Origin of the sequence: Pseudomonas sp. H1h (assembly GCF_000633255.1) — a bacterium.
Taxonomy (GTDB): domain Bacteria; phylum Pseudomonadota; class Gammaproteobacteria; order Pseudomonadales; family Pseudomonadaceae; genus Aquipseudomonas.
This window is the reverse complement of record NZ_AYMJ01000033.1, coordinates 1-17,443: the sequence shown is the minus strand read 5'-3', so window position 1 is coordinate 17,443 and position 17,443 is coordinate 1. Positions and strand designations below refer to the sequence as shown.

General features: G+C 59.5%; 14 protein-coding genes and 1 tRNA gene. 13 read left to right on the top strand and 2 right to left on the bottom strand.

From position 1 onward, the window contains the following. Nucleotides 1–112 precede the first annotated feature (112 nt). Both U862_RS0127310 and U862_RS0127305 read left to right on the top strand, forming a co-directional pair. Nucleotides 113–565, top strand: a complete 453-nt coding sequence (locus U862_RS0127310; RefSeq protein WP_025113309.1) for an Lrp/AsnC family transcriptional regulator — start codon at nt 113–115, stop codon at nt 563–565. 329 nt (nt 566–894) lie between these two features. Then, the gene (locus U862_RS0127305) at nt 895–1,146 is read left to right on the top strand and encodes a DUF2790 domain-containing protein (protein WP_025113308.1); all 252 of its coding nucleotides are present in this window, start codon (nt 895–897) and stop codon (nt 1,144–1,146) included. 44 nt (nt 1,147–1,190) lie between these two features. On the opposite strand, the gene U862_RS0127300 is transcribed toward U862_RS0127305, so the two are convergent. After that, a complete protein-coding gene (locus tag U862_RS0127300; RefSeq protein ID WP_025113307.1) occupies nt 1,191–2,135 on the bottom strand; it encodes a LysR family transcriptional regulator in 945 nt (314 codons plus the stop codon). An 86-nt stretch (nt 2,136–2,221) separates the two neighbouring features. On the opposite strand from U862_RS0127300, the gene mug reads away from it, so the two are divergent. The 11 genes from mug to U862_RS0127240 all read left to right on the top strand — a co-directional run bounded on the left by mug (nt 2,222) and on the right by U862_RS0127240 (nt 16,228). Next, entirely contained in the window at nt 2,222–2,743 is a 522-nt protein-coding gene (gene mug / locus U862_RS0127295; protein WP_025113306.1) for a G/U mismatch-specific DNA glycosylase, read from the top strand. A 303-nt stretch (nt 2,744–3,046) separates the two neighbouring features. Then, nucleotides 3,047–3,562, top strand: a complete 516-nt coding sequence (locus tag U862_RS0127290; protein WP_025113305.1) for an Hcp family type VI secretion system effector — start codon at nt 3,047–3,049, stop codon at nt 3,560–3,562. A gap of 127 nt (nt 3,563–3,689) precedes the next feature. After that, nucleotides 3,690–6,614: a type VI secretion system tip protein VgrG gene (locus U862_RS0127285; RefSeq protein WP_025113304.1), complete on the top strand. Its 2,925-nt coding sequence runs from the start codon at nt 3,690–3,692 to the stop codon at nt 6,612–6,614. Then, complete coding sequence (locus U862_RS0127280) at nt 6,611–11,302, top strand: RHS repeat-associated core domain-containing protein (RefSeq protein ID WP_025113303.1); 4,692 nt, start codon at nt 6,611–6,613, stop codon at nt 11,300–11,302. Before U862_RS0127285 ends, U862_RS0127280 begins: the two co-directional genes overlap by 4 nt. Nucleotides 11,303–11,312: 10 nt before the next feature. Further along, nucleotides 11,313–11,741: an SMI1/KNR4 family protein gene (locus U862_RS0127275; RefSeq protein ID WP_025113302.1), complete on the top strand. Its 429-nt coding sequence runs from the start codon at nt 11,313–11,315 to the stop codon at nt 11,739–11,741. Nucleotides 11,742–11,877: 136 nt separating this feature from the next. Beyond that, complete coding sequence (locus tag U862_RS0127270; protein ID WP_025113301.1) at nt 11,878–12,141, top strand: PAAR domain-containing protein; 264 nt, start codon at nt 11,878–11,880, stop codon at nt 12,139–12,141. A 227-nt stretch (nt 12,142–12,368) separates the two neighbouring features. Beyond that, the gene (locus tag U862_RS0127260; protein ID WP_025113300.1) at nt 12,369–12,764 is read left to right on the top strand and encodes a hypothetical protein; all 396 of its coding nucleotides are present in this window, start codon (nt 12,369–12,371) and stop codon (nt 12,762–12,764) included. A 37-nt stretch (nt 12,765–12,801) separates the two neighbouring features. Beyond that, nucleotides 12,802–13,185 (top strand): DUF1801 domain-containing protein, encoded by a 384-nt coding sequence (locus U862_RS0127255; protein WP_025113299.1) that lies wholly within the window; start codon nt 12,802–12,804, stop codon nt 13,183–13,185. A gap of 137 nt (nt 13,186–13,322) precedes the next feature. Continuing rightward, nucleotides 13,323–13,397: transfer RNA gene (locus U862_RS0127250), tRNA-Gln, on the top strand. A 171-nt stretch (nt 13,398–13,568) separates the two neighbouring features. Next, nucleotides 13,569–13,949, top strand: a complete 381-nt coding sequence (locus U862_RS0127245; protein WP_025113298.1) for a RidA family protein — start codon at nt 13,569–13,571, stop codon at nt 13,947–13,949. A 290-nt stretch (nt 13,950–14,239) separates the two neighbouring features. After that, nucleotides 14,240–16,228 (top strand): U32 family peptidase, encoded by a 1,989-nt coding sequence (locus U862_RS0127240; protein ID WP_025113297.1) that lies wholly within the window; start codon nt 14,240–14,242, stop codon nt 16,226–16,228. A 27-nt stretch (nt 16,229–16,255) separates the two neighbouring features. On the opposite strand, the gene U862_RS0127235 is transcribed toward U862_RS0127240, so the two are convergent. Next, nucleotides 16,256–17,218 carry a Dyp-type peroxidase gene (locus U862_RS0127235; protein WP_025113296.1) on the bottom strand — a complete coding sequence of 321 codons (963 nt, stop codon included), beginning with the start codon at nt 17,216–17,218 and terminating at the stop codon, nt 16,256–16,258. Between the last annotated feature and the right edge of the window lie 225 nt (nt 17,219–17,443).

The following is a 17,443-nucleotide window of genomic DNA, read 5'->3' as shown; positions in this document are numbered from 1 at the left end:
GCCGGTTGCAGCGGCGCGGTTACTTTTGGTTGAGGGAAGAATATGCAAACCAGGCTAGAATATTTTTTCAAAGATACTCGCCTTGGCGCTACAGATTGGAAGGTTCTACTGCATGGACAGAATTGATCGGAAGATTCTTGCTGAGCTGCAAAAAGATGGTCGGCTGTCGGTCACTGAGCTGGCTGATCGCGTGGGCCTGAGCCTTTCGCCATGCCACCGCCGTGTGCGGGCGCTGGAAGAGTCCGGAGTGTTGCTCGGCTACCGCGCAAAACTCGACCCCGTCGCGCTGGGGTTGAACTTCTCGGCGATGGTCTTCGCCACGTTGCGTGAGGGTGACCGGCAAGCGGTGGACGCGTTCGAGGCGGCGCTGGTGGAGATACCTCAGGTGGTGGATGCACAACGGTTGTTCGGCGAACCGGACTATTTGCTGCACGTCATCACCCAGGATCTGCCGGCGTTTCAGCGCCTGTATGACGAGTACCTCTCGACATTGCCGAATGTGCAGCGGCTGACCTCGACGCTGGTGATGAAGCGCGTAGTGCAGGATCGGCCGTTACCGTTGTGAGAGAGGCTGTATCAGCAAGTTGAATCGGCAACTGCGGGGTCGGTTCTGCAGCCTGCGGCAGCTTCGGGTTATTCGGTGACTGGGCTGGCGCTTTCGCGAGCAGGCTCGCTCCCACATGGGTTTTGCGGCGAACACGAATGTTGTGGTTGGTGCGAAACCTGTGGGAGCGAGCCCGCTCGCGAATGGGGCATCCACGACACTCAGGTTTTATTCATCACCATTCTGGACACAGTGTTTGTCCAGCCGACCGATTTTTGCCGCCCGCTTCAACCCCTAACATCGTCTCCACTCCGTGAACAAACACGGTTCCCCACGAGACGGTGAACATCATGAAGCTTTCAAAAATCGTTCTTCTGCTAGTCCTCGGCGGTATCGGCGCGCAAGCCTTTGCGGCGGACGAAACCGCGCAAGTCGAGGCCTACAACGCCGCCGCTCAACCGGACATTGCCCACGTGGTGTCGATCTCCGATGCGGCTAACCAGTGCGGTGCGGTGCCGGTGCAGATGACTTATGACGACTCGACCGGTGCGCGGCATGTCGTGCAATACCAGGTGATGGGCAGCGGTTGTTCCAACGGTTGATGTCAGTGCAGGCGCTGGAGGGTCGACACTCCAGGCATGCGGCGCTAAGCATCAGCGAGTTCTTTGGCCCCGGCCATGTCTTCATCGGACGCCAGCAGTTGCGGGATGGCCGTTTTCAGGAACTCCACCCAGGTCTTGATTTTGGCGTCGACGAATTTGCGCGACGGGTAGATCGCGAACAGGTTGTATTCCTCCAGGCGGTACTCCGGCAGGACCCGCACCAACGTGCCTCCCACCAATCCTTCGACGGCCGATGCCAGCGGTTGAATGCCAATGCCCATGCCATTTCTGATCGCGGTGGCCATGCCGTCGGCGGTGTTGATGTGGAAGGGCGAGTCGGGGATATTCTGCGTTTCCATGCCTTGTGGCCCTTCGAATACCCAGTTTTCTGCGGGCATCACCGTGTTGACGATGCGCAGGCAGTCATGCGCGGCGAGGTCGGCGGGCGTTGCGGGGTGGCCGCGTTTGGTGAGGTACGACGGCGAGGCGCAGAGGATGCTGTAAGTGGTGCCCAGGCGTTGCGCGACGAAGCCGGAATCCGGCAGGTCGCGGGCGAGGACGATCGACATGTCGTAGCTTTCTTCGAGCAGGTCGGGCAGGCGATTGCTCAGGGTCAGGTCGAACATCACCGAGGGGTGAATCTCGCGGTAGCGGGCGATGGCGTTGATCACGTAGTGGTTGCCGATGGCGGCCATGGCGTGGATCTTCAGACGCCCGACGGGTAGGGTCTGGGCGGTTGCGGCTTCTTCATCAGCTTCGCGCAGGTCATCAAGGATTTTTTCGGCGCGCTGCAAGTAGCGCACGCCGGCTTCGGTCAGGGCGAGGCGGCGGGTGGTGCGGTTGATCAGGCGCGTGTGCAGCCGGGCTTCGAGGCTGGAGACGGCTTTGGACACGTTGGTCGTGGTGGTGTCGAGCACGTCGGCTGCAGCGGTGAAGCTGCCGCTCTGGGCGACGGCGACGAAGCAGCGCAGAGTCTGAATAACGTCCATCGTGTTGTTGTCTCTGTGGATGGGGCAGCCATTCTAGGGTTTGCCGTGGGTGGTGTTGCAAATGTTTGCGAACGAGGGGCAGGCGTATGGCGGGTGAAGGGCTTGAGGATATTCTGGCGCCGGGGCTTTCGGTGGTGTTTTGCGGGATCAATCCGGGGTTGCTCGCGGCGGCGCAGGGGCATCATTTTGCCGGGCGCAGTAATCGCTTCTGGCGCACCTTGCACCTGGCCGGGTTCACCCCGCATGAACTGCAGGCGGAGGATGATCGCAGGCTTGTGCAATTCGGTTGCGGATTGACAGCGGTGGTCGAGCGGCCGACGGCGCGGGCGGATCAGGTGGCGGTGGAAGAGTTTGCCGCAGCGGCCATGGGCTTTGAGCAGAAGATCACCCGCTATGCGCCGCGCTATGTGGCGTTTCTCGGCAAGCCTGCGTATGCCGCGTTGTCGGAGCAGAAAGTCGTGGCGTGGGGCGCGCAGGCAAAGACCTTTGGCGGCGCACGGGTGTGGGTGCTGCCCAATCCCAGCGGCAGGAACCTCGCGTTCAATCTTCAGCAACTGGTGGACGCTTATCGTCAACTGCAAGTGGCGTCGTCTACGCCGAAAACATAAGCATCGCAACTGCGCAAAAAGTTGCGCACCTGCTTCGCCGATTTCACCCGTTAACGCCCTTCAAACCCTTATAAACCGTGCCTTTCAGCCAAGTGCGCAAGAAGTTGCACAGTACTGCGCAACTTCTTGCGCACTTTTTTCTGTTTATCGAAGTTTAAAACACCAAAAGGTGAAGGCATCGTCGCCAAACCCTTGATCCGTAATGGCTAGATGATGGCTGGCACGGAACTTGATAACTGAACAGGCACCCGGACAGGCAATGGTGCCTGTCGGTTTGTGTTTTCAAGCAAGGAGAGCATCCCCATGGCAACACCAGCGTACATGTCCGTCACTGGCGAAAAACAAGGTCTGATCACTGCCGGCGCTTTCACTGCCGACTCCGTGGGCAACACCTTCCAGGAAGGTCACGAAAACCAGGTCATGGTTCAGGCTTTCACCCACGACGTGATCATCCCGCGTGACCCGCAATCCGGTCAGCCAACCGGTCAGCGCGTTCACAAGCCAGTGGTGATCACCAAGGTCTACGACAAGGCTTCGCCTCTGCTGCAAGCGGCTCTGACCTCCGGCGAGCGCATGAGCGAAATCGTTATCCAGTGGTACCGCACTTCGGCTCAAGGTACTCAAGAGCACTACTACACCACCAAACTGGAAGACGCGATCATCGTCGCCATCAACAACAAAATGCACAACTGCCAGGACCCAGGCAACGCGCACTTCACCCACCTGGAAGAAGTGCAGTTCACCTACCGCAAAATCACCTGGACCCACGAAGTATCCGGTACTTCGGGTTCCGATGACTGGCGTGCTCCAGTCGTTTAATCGCGACTGATTGTTGTACTGCCCCGGCCAGTGCGGCTGGCCGAGGCGGCTTTGACCTACAGATTTTTTTGCGTGCGCCACGCTTCACGGACGGGCGCCCGTCGCAGCATTGCGCGAGGAACAAGGGATGTTCTCACCGGCCAACCAGCCTCATTTCAATCTGACCATCGATGGTGCGGACAGCGATTTCCAGGTGCTGTCGTTCACCGGGAAAGAGGCGCTCAACACCCCCTTCGAGTTCGAACTGGAACTGGTCAGTGAGAAGGCCTCGATCAACCTCGAAAGCCTGCTGCACAAACTCGCGTTCCTGCAGCTGTCGCCCAGCGGCACGGGGGTTCACGGGCTGATCTACAGCATCGCCCAGGGCGAGGCCGGCAAGCGCCTGACCCGCTACAAAATCTCCCTGCGCCCGCAGCTGTCGTACCTCGCGCATCGGGTCAACCAGCGCATCTTCCAGCAGATGACCGTGCAGCAGATCATCAGCAAGGTGCTGGAAGAACACGGCATCCTCGCCAGCGACTATCACTTCCAGCTGAGCGCGATTTACCCGGAGCGCATCTACTGCGTGCAGTACGACGAAAGCGACCTGCATTTCGTCCAGCGTCTGTGCGAGGAGGAGGGGATTCATTACCACTTCCAGCATGCGTCCAGCGGCCACAAACTGATGTTCGGCGATGACCAGACGGTGTTCCCGAAACTCGCGCCGGTGGCCTATCAGCAGGACTCCGGACTGGTCGCCGACAAACCGGTGGTCAAGCGTTTCGGCCTGCGTCTGGCCACCCGCACCAGCCGCACCACGCGGCGCGATTACGACTTCGTCAAACCGAAAATCGAGCTGGAAAGCGATGCCAAGAGCAGCGCCCAGCCGGATCTGGAAGACTACGATTACCCGGGCCGTTTCGTCGATCGCGAGCGTGGCAAGCACCTCGCCAATCGCGCACTGGAACGCCATCGCAGCGACTATCGGCTGGCCGAGGGCAACAGCGATCAGCCGATTCTGGTCAGCGGGCATTTCCTCGCCCTGACCGAACACGCCAACCCGACGTGGAACGATCTGTGGCTGCTGACCGAGATCTTCCACGAAGGCAAACAGCCGCAAGTGCTGGAAGAGTCGGTGACCAGCGACACCGCCGACAACAAGGACGATTTCCACCAAGGGTATCGCAACCGCTTCAACGCGATCCCGTGGGACGTGCCGTACCGTCCGCCGCTCGATCACCCGAAACCGAAGGTGCTCGGCACCCAGAGCGCCGTGGTCTGTGGCCCTGAGGGCGAAGAGATCTACTGCGACCAGTACGGCCGGGTGAAGGTGCAGTTCTTCTGGGACCGCGAAGGCGAGCACGACGACAAGACCAGTTGCTGGATGCGCGTGGCGTCGAACTGGGCCGCCGAAACCTTTGGCGCGATCAACATTCCGCGGGTCGGCATGGAAGTGTTGATCACCTTCCTTGAAGGCGATCCCGATCAGCCGCTGATCACCGGTTGCCTGTACCACGGCGCCAACCTGCCGCCGTACAAACTGCCGGACTTCAAGACCCTGGCCACGGTCAAGAGCAAGGAATACAAGGGCAGCCGCGCCAACGAACTGCGCATTGACGACACCACCAGCGAAATCAGCATTGCGCTGCGCAGTGACCACGGCGCGAGCGCGATCAATCTCGGTTACCTGACCCATCCGCGCCCGAGTGGCGGCCAGCCGCGTGGCGAAGGGTTCGAGTTGCGCACCGACCGCCACGGCGCCGTGCGTGCCGGTGCGGGTCTGCTGATCACCACCGAACCGCGCCCGAACGAATCCAGGCACCACAAGGACCTGCCGGAAACCGCCGAACGCCTCGCCACCGCGAGCGATCAGCAGGACGGTTTCGCCACCCAGGCCAAAGAGCTTCAGGCCCAAGAGGCTGGCGATCAGGACGACGTCGCCAAAGCCCTGCACGCGCAGCATCAAGGTGTGCTTGGCAGTGGCCCGGCGAACATGACCGCCAACGAATTTCCGGAGTTCACCGAGCCGCATCTGGTGCTCGCGAGTCCCGCCGGCATCGCCCTGACCACACCGCGTTCCAGCCACATCGCCACCGGCGAACACCTGGCGCTGAGCAGCACCGGCCACACCAGTTTTTCCATCGGCAAACGCCTGCTGGCCAGTGCCAGCCGTGGCATGCGCCTGTTTGTGCAGAGCATGGGCTGGCGCCTGGTCGCGGCCTCCGGCGACATCGACGTCAAGGCACTCAAGGACAGCATCAACCTGCTGGCCAAACTCAACATCACTGCCAACGCAGACCGCATCACCATCACCGCCAAGACCGAACTGGTGATCCAGGGCGGCGGCAGCGCGACCACCTACAACGCCGGCGGCATCACCCACGCCACCAGCGGCCCGTACACCGCGCACGCGGCGAACTTCGCCTACACCGGGGCGAAAAGTCTGGCGGGGGTGTTCCCGGAGCCGCCGAAACCGGGCAAGGGCAATCTGGAACTGTTCAACCAGTACGCAGGCCGTCAGGGTATCAAGGAAGGCGATTACGAAGTCATCGACGCCTTGGGCAAAAGCATCAAGGGCAAGCTCGACGCCAAGGGTTTTGCCAGCGTCGCGGGTGCAGCGCCGGGGCCGGCGCGGGTGCTGTTCGGCAAGGATCCGGCGGACACCTGGAGCGACGGCAGCTACATCGGCAAACCGGAATGGCCGTTGAATCCGCCGGGCGCGGAAGACGTGCCGAGCCAGGTGCAGGCGATGGTGGCGCAGGTTCTGCCGAACAAGAACTGGGACATGTTGGAGAAGGGTAAGGAACTGGCGCAAAACGGGATGAGCGCCATGCAATCCGCACAAGGCGCGATGCAAACGGCGCAGCAAGTGAAAGGGGTGGTGCAGGGCGGGGCGACCGGGTTGCCGAAACTGGCGAGTGCGGCGCTGCCGAGTGCTTCGGGGATTTTGGGGGCGGCGAGCAAGAGCGGCAAGTTGCCGGGGCTGCCGGCGCCGATGCTACCGAAGCCTTCCTTGAAAACCCCGGATTTGAGTTTCGCCTCTACTCTGCTGCCCGATGAGAAGTTGTCATGACTGCACCAACACCTGTTGTGAAAAAACGCGAGCCGCAAGTCGCGGTCGTGCCGCTCAACACTATCGATATCAAGGACGTCGGGCGTGGGGCTGCCAGGTTCGATGCATGGCTGCAGTCGATCAGCGGTGGCGTGGTCACGCTTGAACGGGTCAAGAACGTTGCCGGCGCGCTGCCGGTAGTGGGCAATATCATGGCTCTGGTTGACGCCCTCGGAGACATAGTCACCCTGGCGAAGAGCAAGCAGCGTCAATTGCTGGATTGGGTCAGCCTGGGTATCAACCTGATCGGCGTACTGCCGGCACCGCCGACCATGGCGTCGGCGCGGATGACCTTGCGTCCGACGTTATCACTGGTTCGTCAGGAACTGCGCAACAGCGCGAAGATGTTGTTGGGCGACTCTTTGATCGAGGTGTTGATCGGGCATTTGAATGCCACCATCGTTGGTACGATCGATGACTTTGTGGAGCAAGCCAAGCCCAAGCTGGCAAGCATCCTCGATGATGCGGGAGAGCTAGGTCAGAAGGCGGTGAACGAGATCGCCAAGGGTCTGGAAACCGTGGTTAACGGCAAACTCGACGCCAAGGGTGACCTCAAGGCGGCGGGTGCCAAAATGAGTGCCGCGGGCAACCAGTTCTGGCATGACCCCAAAGCATCAATCGGTAACTTTCTTGGGGCTACATACAGTGCCTACAAGGCGGCGGGGAAAGGTGTCGCCAACAGTGCTGCGAAGCATTTGCTGCCGGAAGACGCCAAGGCACTTGTGCTCAGCAACACCGGGATGCTGCGTACCTTGGGTGTGGAACTTAAAACGCAGATGAAAAAGCTCGGTGATCCGGGCGTGCAGCACTCCATCGGTTGGTTGCTGCAGATGTTGGCGGGCGCTGTCGTGACCTGGCGCAAGCGGCGATCACATGGGCAAGGCGCAAGCGTCAAACCGGGAACTACCTCGAAGTCTCAACATCAGGCGGGAGAGGGTCGCCTGGAGTCCACCAGTCAACAGGCTCCGGCAACTCACGCACCGGACCCGCAGAAAAACGGCACCTGCAGCAGCACCTGTAACAGCATCAATTTTGCATTGGGTTCGGAAACCCTCAGTCATACCGATTTCAGTTTGCCTGGGCCGTTTCCGGTCGAGTGGACGCGAACCTACCACTCACGCCTCGGGGCTTATGATCAGGGCGAAATTGGCGCTCGCTGGATCAGTGAGTTCACCACGCGCTTTGATTGCGTTGACGATGGCCTGTCGTTCCACGATGCCGACGGTCGCAGCCATTCGTACCCTCTGCCCAAGGCAGGCTTGTCCCATTACGACGCCATCGAAAACACCACCCTGATTCGGGCCAGCGACGATCAGTTGTTGCTGTGCCGTGGCTTCGAACGCAAGGAAACCTATGTCCGGCGTGGCCAAACCTATGTGTTGACCGGCATCGTGTTGCGCAATGGCGCCGGGATCATGCTGCATTACGAGCATCGTCACGGCGAGCGAGCGGTGCTCTCAGACCTGATTACCTATCAGGAAAACGACATCAGCAAAGTCCACTTGCACCTCGGCACCCTGATCGATCATCACGGGCGCCTCACAGGCCTTTGGGAAATTTGCAATGGCGCACCGCTGCGCCAACTCTGCGCTTACCGCTACGACGATTTTGGCGATCTGATTCAGGCGCAAGACGAGAATGGTGCGGCATGGACGTATGAGTTCCAGCATCACTTGATTACCCGTTACACCGACCGTACCCACCGCGCAATGAATCTGCAGTGGCAGGGTACAGGTGCCGATGCCAGAGCCATTCGTGAATGGGCAGACGATGGCAGCTTCGATACACGCCTTGAGTGGGACGAAAACATTCGCCTGACTTATGTCACCGACGCGCATGGCGGCGAGACTTGGCATTACTACGACATTCTTGGTTACACGTACCGCATTCGATACCCGGATGAGCGTTCGGAATGGTTGTTCCGAGATGAAGCCAAGAACGTGATTCGTCATGTACATGCCGATGGCAGCACGGATCAGTATCGCTACGATGAGCGCGGCAACCGTCTCGAACACATCCAGGCTGATCACACGGTAGTGCATTTCGCTTACAACGATCAGGACTTGCTGATCAAGATAAGTGACGCGGAGGGCGGTCAATGGCTTCGTGCCTACGATAATCAGGGGAATCTCGTCGAAACTGTCGATCCGTTGGGCAACAAGACGGAATACGCCTACGACAAGACTGGCCGGCCGACCGCGATCAAGGACGCCAACGGCAACGAGAAAACGCTGGCCTACAACAATGCCGGACAGTTGGTGGAGTATGTCGATTGCTCGGGCAAGACCAGCGCCTGGGAATACAACGAACCGGGCCAGATGGTTTGCTTCACCGATGCGCTCGGGAACAGCACTGAATATCAATACAAGGCTGGGCACCTGGTATTGATCAAGCACCCGGACAAGACCGAGGAGCGCTTTCAGCGCGATGCCGAGGGGCGGTTGCTGGCTTACACCGATGGACTGGATCGTTGCACCACCTGGAGCTACACCGCCGCCGGATTGATTTCCGAACGAGTCGATGCAGCCGAACAGACCTTGCGTTATCGCTGGGATCGGCTCGGAAGATTGACGAATCTGGAAAACGAAAACGAGAGCAGTGCGCAGTTCCACTACGACCCGGTGGGACGTCTCCTGATGGAGACCGGCTTCGACGGTCGAACGACACGCTATCAGTACGACTCCGTCTCAGGTCGGCTGGTGGGCACCCGTACCGCAGAGCGCAGCATTGCTCTGAGCTACGATCCGATGGGCCGCATAACGGAGCGTCGCGCCAGTCTGGGCAATCAACAGCAAAGCGAGACCTTCGCCTATGACGGCAATGGGAACCTGGTCATGGCGAGCAATGCTGACAGCCGACTGCAATGGTTCCATGACCCTGCCGGGAACCTGCTGCGTGAGCACCAACACTATCTTGGCCTGGAAAAGCCACTGGTTGCGGTCTGGCAGCACGAGTACGACGTACTCAATCAGCGTGTCGCAACGACGCGTCCTGATGGTCACCGGGTCAGTTGGCTCACGTATGGCAGCGGCCATTTGTTGGGGCTACGGCTGGACGAGCACGAACTGGTCGGCTATGAGCGCGACGATTTGCATCGAGAGGTGGTTCGTCATCAGGGTAATCGCCTGCTGCAAACCCAAAAATGGGATCCGGCCGGGAAGTTGCAACAGCAACTGCTCATACACGGCGACAGCAAAACAGCCGTATTGAAGCGTGAGTACAAATACGATGCCGTGGGTGAACTGACGGATCTGGACGACAGTTTTCATGGTTTGTCGTCCTACCGTTATGACCCGGTGGGACGCTTGCTTGCAGCCACCACTCGACAGGGAGTGGAAACCTTCGACTTCGATCCGGCCGGTAATCTTCTGGACAACCAGACCACGCAGATCCGCCGACCGCTGGAACAGACGCCGCTACGCAGCAAACTGATCGATAACTTGCTGCGCCACTATGCAGGTACCCATTACGAATACGACGAGCGCGGCAATGAGACGGTGCGTTGGCATAACGGTAGCCGCCGCGAGATGCGCTGGGATCTTTTCGATCGACTGGTGCATTTTGACGACGCTCGCCTGGCCGTGGATTTTGCTTACGATGCTCTGGGCCGACGTCTGTATAAAAACTCCAACGTGCATTTCAAACAGCGCCCGGAAGCGGGTTCGCTGTGGAATCAAAGTGAATATGCTCGAAAACAGCGGGAGTCTGGCTGCGGTTTCACATTGTATGGATGGGACGGTGACAATCTTGCCTGGGAAAGCAGTCCGTCCCAACAGGACGTCGGCACGGGGCGCACCGTGCATTACATCTTTGAACCCGGCACTTTTGTCCCGGTTGCCCAGGCGCTGATCCATAGAGCCATCGATCTGACGGGATTGCCTGATTCCAGTGGTGATTACAGTCTGGAAGATGATCCGTTATGGAACCATAAAGTTGCCATTCAACCTGTTGACGTATTGAACTGGTATCAATGCGACCATCTGGGAACGCCGCGAGAGTTGACCGATGCGCAGGGTGAGATCGCCTGGAGTGCCGAATACAAGGCTTGGGGCTCGGTTCAGGAACAGCGCTCTTCGGGTGCACGGCGAGAGGGTGTAACCAATCCGCTGCGGTTCCAGGGGCAGTACCATGACCACGAAACCGGACTTCATTACAATCGACACCGCTATTACGATCCCGATACCGGCCGATTTATCGGGCAGGACCCGATCAGCTACGTCGGTGGATTGAATCTTTACAGTTATGCACCCAATCCTACCGGCTGGATCGATCCGCTCGGGCTGGCAAAAACCTGTTGCTGTGGTGAGCCTTACGTCAACCAGGACGCACGCTGGCGCCAGGTCATGGAAGATCCGAATACGCCGTCTTCAATGCGCGGCTGGATCAAAAATCAGGCAAGCCGAGTAGACGCCGGCAAGCAAGCCAATATCAAGGCACCGCCAGGCTATGAGTTGGCACACCGTCCACGGTTCGAGAATGACTCAGGGTATGACTATTCTCACGCCGACCCGATGCTGGCAGCCGATCACCGCGGCATTCAACACCGTTACTGGCGAAAACGCGGCGGATGCTGGACTGCGAGAATGCCTAAATCGGGTTTTCCGGGAACGGGTAAGTTAAGTCTGCCTAAACGAGGGGCGCTTCCATAAGCGAGGATTTATGTCTAAGACACGTGTGATTGGTACAACGACAGACGCTATTCAGGAAGAAGAAAAGAAACTGGGCCGAACACTGCCCAAGTCCTTTTCCGATTGGCTTCTTTCAAATAACGGAAAGTCACTGGGGGCGTTAACGATTTTCCCCGTTCTGGACGCTCGTGACCCAAGGAAGACCTGGGAATCGATCGATCATCACTTTAAGAAGGACTGGCAGGACTGGCTGGAGAATTTTTCCGATACCTCTACCGACTTTTCAGGACTTCTGCCGTTCGCCGAGTTTGGCACGGGGGATTATTACTGCTTTAACTATGCGGTAACGGGGCAGACAGGAGAGCCGGTCGTGGTCTTGTGGTCTCACGAAACCGGTGAAATTGACCAGGTAGCGGAAAGTTTTGCCGCATTTCTTGTCATGCCGGGGCGGCCAGGCTGATGTTTTGATGCTGGCGCTAGTCATGAGTAGTCGCAGCCTGCCCACAGGTGCGAAATTGATGCTCGACCCCGAAGGGTTTGAAGGCAGCTGGATGACGGAGTAACGCCATCCAGCTCAGAGTCAAAGGAGTGACAACATGAAAGACGCCATTCGCTTGGGCGACTCCACCACTCACGGTGGCAAGGTCCTCGAAGCCTTTTCTCGGACCGACCTCAACGGCAAGCCGATTGCCGGGGTTGGGCACAAGGTCAGTTGCCCGTTGTGCAAGGGGATTTTCCCGATTGCCGAGGGCAGCAGCACCTACACCGTCGATGGCGTACCCATCGCACTCGACGGCATGAAGACCGCCTGCGGTGCGGCGTTGATTGCCAGTGGGCCGAAAGGGGCTGTGATCAGCTGAATCCATATTTTGTGCATCGATTGCCTTTTGCAGGGCGGTGGGTTCCTGCCGCCTGTTTGAAGGGTACTTGAAGCATGAATGAAGTCGTTCTACTGCATCGCCTGAATATTGATGCCAACCAACAAGCCGAGGGTTTTACAGGCTGGATCAACGTCAGGCTGTTCGAGTAAGCCGGTAATTGAAGTAACGATGGAACTCAAAACTCTCTGGATGTTAAAGGAATAAATATGAAAGCCACTTCTTTGTTTCTCGCTATCGCCGCCACTGTCGGCCTCTCTGGTCTGGCCCACGCAGAAGCGCCAGATCCCGCTACCCTGAAAGGCATGTACGACAGCGGCCGTAACATGTCGGGCCTGATCAAGCATTGCGTCGACAAGGGCTACCTGAAAGCGGACAGCACTGAAAACGCCAACAAAATGGTGGCGTTCGTTGCGAATATGCCGGGCGAGTTCGACAAGGCCGATGGCGACAAGAGCGAAGGTTTCGGTCGCAAAGGCGAAGTGTTGGCTGACGGTCAATACAAGAGCCTGGAAGGCAACCTGCCGCCGGATCTGAACCTCAAGCAATGGTGCGAGCAAGCGGATCAAGGGATGCGTGAGGGGCTCAAGCAAATCGGCTTGTAATCGAAACGATTCAAACGACACCGAGGAGAACCTCGCCATGAAACCCAAAAAACCGCTCACCGACGCCTCGGCACTCATCGACGCTCGAATCGCTGAACTGGTCGATTGGCGTGGTGCCATCCTCGGCGAGATTCGCAAGGTCATTCACCAGGCTGACCCCGAGGTGGTGGAGGAGTGGAAGTGGCGGGGTGTTCCGGTGTGGTCGCGGGGCGGCATCATTTGCACCGGGGAGACCTACAAGGCGGCGGTGAAGATGACCTTCGCCAAGGGCGCGGCGCTGGCCGATCCTGCGGGGTTGTTCAACGCCAGCCTTGAGGGCAACACTCGGCGGGCGATTGATTTTCACGAGGGCGACCAGGTCGATGCGCAGGCCTTGAAAGCGCTGATTCGCGAGGCGATTGCGTTGAATTTGTCGAAGTGAATCGCGGCGTTTGTCTTGGTTCAGGAATAACTGGCTGTTTTAAAACAAATTTTTTTGCACGCAGGGCTTCCCAGATCAGAAAAAGGTTGGTAAATTGCGGCCCATTCTCGCAGAGCTTGTTACAGAGCTTGAGATACAGGGGCGTCGCCAAGCGGTAAGGCAGCAGGTTTTGATCCTGCCATGCGTTGGTTCGAATCCAGCCGCCCCTGCCATATTCAGAAAAACGCCAGTCCGAAAGGGCTGGCGTTTTTTTATGCGCGCGATTTGTGTCTGGCCTAGACAGTTGCCTGAGCCGGAGCGATTGACTGTTGTAAACTCCCCCGCGAAAAGTCCCGGCGGGTTGTTGCCCGGCGACCCTCACTCTCTCCAGACAAGAGACTTACATGGCTAATCATGACCTCAGCTTCACCCCTGATCCGGATGCGGATTCGATTTCCTCCGACGTTGTCGGTTTCAACGGCATCCTGGTTTCGACCCAGATCCCGACCCGCGCCGACGGCAGCCTGGAGCTGGGCGACATCACCCTGCAAAGCGAATGCACCTTGCAGGCGCTGAAGGTGGCGCTGGAGCGGGCGGGCAGTTCGATGGATCGGGTCATGCACCTGACCATCTACCTCACCGACATGGCTGATCGCGCGGCATTCAACGAAGTCTACAAGCGCTTCTTCGCCAAGCCATGGCCGGTGCGCGCTGCTGTTGGCGTGGCGTCGCTGGCGGTTGAGGGTATGCGCGTAGAAGTCACCGCGATGGCCGCCAAGGCCTGATTTCCCTGTGGGAGCGAGCCTGCTCGCGAAAGCGCCTGTCAGACAAAACATCTCTGACTGACAAATCGCTTTCGCGAGCAGGCTCGCTCCCACATTGATTTGTGCGAACCCGCCTATAGCGGGCCACCGCAGTTCCCTGTGAGCGTCAGCCAGCCTGTCTGCCAAAAAAACCTTCAACCTGCCGCAGATTCCCTCGCACAAGGCCTGCCACTTGGCAGCACAGACGTGCCGGCCGGGCGTTTCGCAGATACAATGCGCGCCTTAACCGTGACAGCCTGACTAAAAAAACTATGTCCTTGCCCAAGCATCACCTGGAACTGCTCAGCCCCGCCCGTGACGTGGCCATTGCCCGTGAAGCCATCCTGCACGGCGCCGACGCCGTGTACATCGGCGGTCCGAGCTTCGGCGCACGCCATAACGCCTGCAACGAGGTGAGCGAAATCGCCGAGCTGGTGGAGTTTGCCCGCCGCTATCACGCGCGCATTTTCACCACCATCAACACCATCCTGCACGACAACGAACTGGAGCCAGCCCGCAAGCTGATCCACCAGTTGTACGACGCCGGTGTCGACGCGCTGATCGTCCAGGACCTGGGCGTGATGGAACTGGACATTCCGCCGATCGAACTGCATGCCAGTACCCAGACCGACATCCGTACGCTTGAGCGGGCAAAGTTCCTCGATCAGGCCGGTTTCTCGCAACTGGTGCTGGCCCGTGAGCTGAACCTGAAAGAAATCCGCGCCATCGCCGATGAAACCGATGCCGCCATCGAGTTCTTCATCCACGGCGCCCTGTGCGTGGCGTTCTCCGGGCAGTGCAACATCTCCCATGCGCAAACCGGCCGCAGCGCCAACCGTGGCGACTGCTCCCAGGCGTGCCGCTTGCCGTACACCCTGAAAGACGAAAAGGGTGGGGTGATCGCCTACGAAAAACACCTGCTGTCGATGAAGGACAACAACCAGAGCGCCAACATCCGCGCGCTGGTCGAGGCCGGTGTGCGCTCGTTCAAGATCGAAGGTCGCTACAAGGACATGGGCTATGTGAAGAACATCACCGCCTATTACCGCCAACGCCTCGACGACGTGCTCGAAGACCGCCCGGACCTGGCCCGCGCCTCCAGCGGCCGTACCGCGCATTTCTTCCTGCCGGACCCGGAAAAAACTTTCCACCGTGGCAGCACCGACTACTTCGTCACCGATCGCAAGATCGACATCGGCGCGTTCGATTCGCCGACCTTCACCGGCCTGCCAGTGGGCACGGTCGAGAAAGTCGGCAAGCGTGACATGCAGGTGGTGACCCAGGAGCCGCTGTCCAACGGCGATGGCCTCAACGTACTGGTCAAGCGTGAAGTGGTGGGTTTCCGCGCCAACATCGCCGAGCCCAAGGGCGAGTTCGAAGAAGACGGCGAGAAGCGCTATCGCTACCGCGTCGAGCCGAACGAGATGCCGGACGGCCTGTACAAGCTGCGCCCGAACCATCCGCTGAACCGCAACCTCGACCACAACTGGCAACAGGCGCTGCAGAAGACGTCCGCCGAGCGCCGCGTGGCCCTGAGCTGGGTTGCGCGTCTGCGTGAAGAACAGCTGGAAGTGACCGCCACCAGTGAAGAGGGCATCAGTGCCAGCGTGACCCTGAACGGTCCCTTCGGCGTGGCCAACAAGCCGGAGCAGGCGCTCGAGCAACTGCAAGACCTGCTCGGCCAGCTCGGCACCACCCAGTACCACGCGATCGACGTGAAGCTGGATGCACCGCAGGCGTTCTTCATTCCTAACTCGCAGCTCAAGGCCTTGCGCCGCGAAGTGATCGAAGCGCTGACCGCCGCCCGCGTCGCGGCGCACCCGCGGGGTGGCCGCAAGGCCGAAACCACGCCGCCGCCGGTGTACCCGGAGTCGCACCTGTCGTTCCTCGCCAACGTCTACAACCAGAAGGCGCGGGACTTCTATCACCGCCACGGTGTGAAGCTGATCGATGCGGCGTACGAGGCCCACGAAGAGGCCGGCGAAGTGCCGGTGATGATCACCAAGCACTGCCTGCGTTTCTCGTTCAACCTGTGCCCGAAACAGGCCAAGGGTGTGACCGGTGTGCGCACCAAGGTTGCGCCGATGCAGTTGATTCACGGCGACGAAGTGCTGACCCTGAAGTTCGACTGCAAGCCGTGCGAGATGCACATCATCGGGAAGATGAAAGGCCACATCCTCAACATGCCGCAACCGGGCAGCGTGGTGGGTCACATCAGCCCCGAAGACCTGCTGAAAACCATCCCGCGCGCGCCACACTGAGTGACGGGCGGGCGTGGCGCTACGGTGTCACGCCTGCGCGGGCTCTCGATCCGCCAGCGCTTCGAGCAAGTCGGCTGAAGGCACGAAAAACAGCCCCCCGGTGACCGCCGTGCTGAAGTCCAGCAAACGGTCATAGTTGCCGACGGGTTTGCCGACAAACATGTTCTCCAGCATCTGCTCGATCGGTTCGGGCGAGCGCGCGTAGCCGATGAAGAAGGTGCCGAATTCGCCAGCCCCCGGGCGGCCGAACGGCATGTTGTCACGCAGGATCTTCTGCTCCTGGCCGTCCTTGGTGATGGTCGTCAGGGCGCTGTGGGAGTTGCTCGGTTTCACCTCTTCACCCAGTTCGATGTCGGCCAGCTTGGTGCGGCCGATCACCTTTTCCTGAGCTTCGACGCTCAGCGCATTCCACGCCTCCATCTTGTGCAGGTACTTCTGCACCAGCACGTAGCTGCCGGATTCAAACGCCGGGTCTTCGTTGCCGATCAGGGTGAAGTGGTCTGCCTTGCGCCCCACCGGGTTCTCGGTGCCGTCGACGAAACCGATGATGCTGCGCATGTCGAAGTAGCGGAAACCCTGCACCTCATCCACCACCGTGATCGCGCCATTGAGTGCGCTGCACAACTGCGTCGCCAGTTCGAAACACAGATCCATCTGGTCGGCACGGATGTGCAGCAGGATGTCCCCCGGCGTCGCCACCGCGCGGCGGCCTTCCACGCCGAACTCACGGAACGGATGCAGCGAAGCCGGGCGCGGGCTGCCGAACAGGGCATCCCAGGCGCTGGCGCTGAAACCGCAGACACACGACAGGTTGCCGTTGGGCACGCGTTTGCCGACCGAACGGGTGAGGGCGGCGATGTCGCCGCACCAGCCGCGCACCTGGCTGGCGGCGTCGCTGCCGGGCATCAGCGTGGCGACGATGAAAATCGCGCTGCTGGTGATCGGGTTGCAGATGGCTTGCGGCTCCGGGGAAGTTTGATCAACTGGCATTTTGGCGATCCTGAAACTGTTGCATGAACGGTCAGACAAAGTTGCATGACCTTAGCAGAATCGTCGCAGTTTATCGTTGAGCGTGGCGCATGGAGGGCTGATCCGGATCACAGCGTCAGAATGCGACTGCGCAAGAAGTTGCGCAGTTGATGTGTGAATTATGTTCCGTAGTGGTGATGCCGACGCTCTAGGCCGAGCCTTACAGCCAAGTGCGCAAGAAGTTGC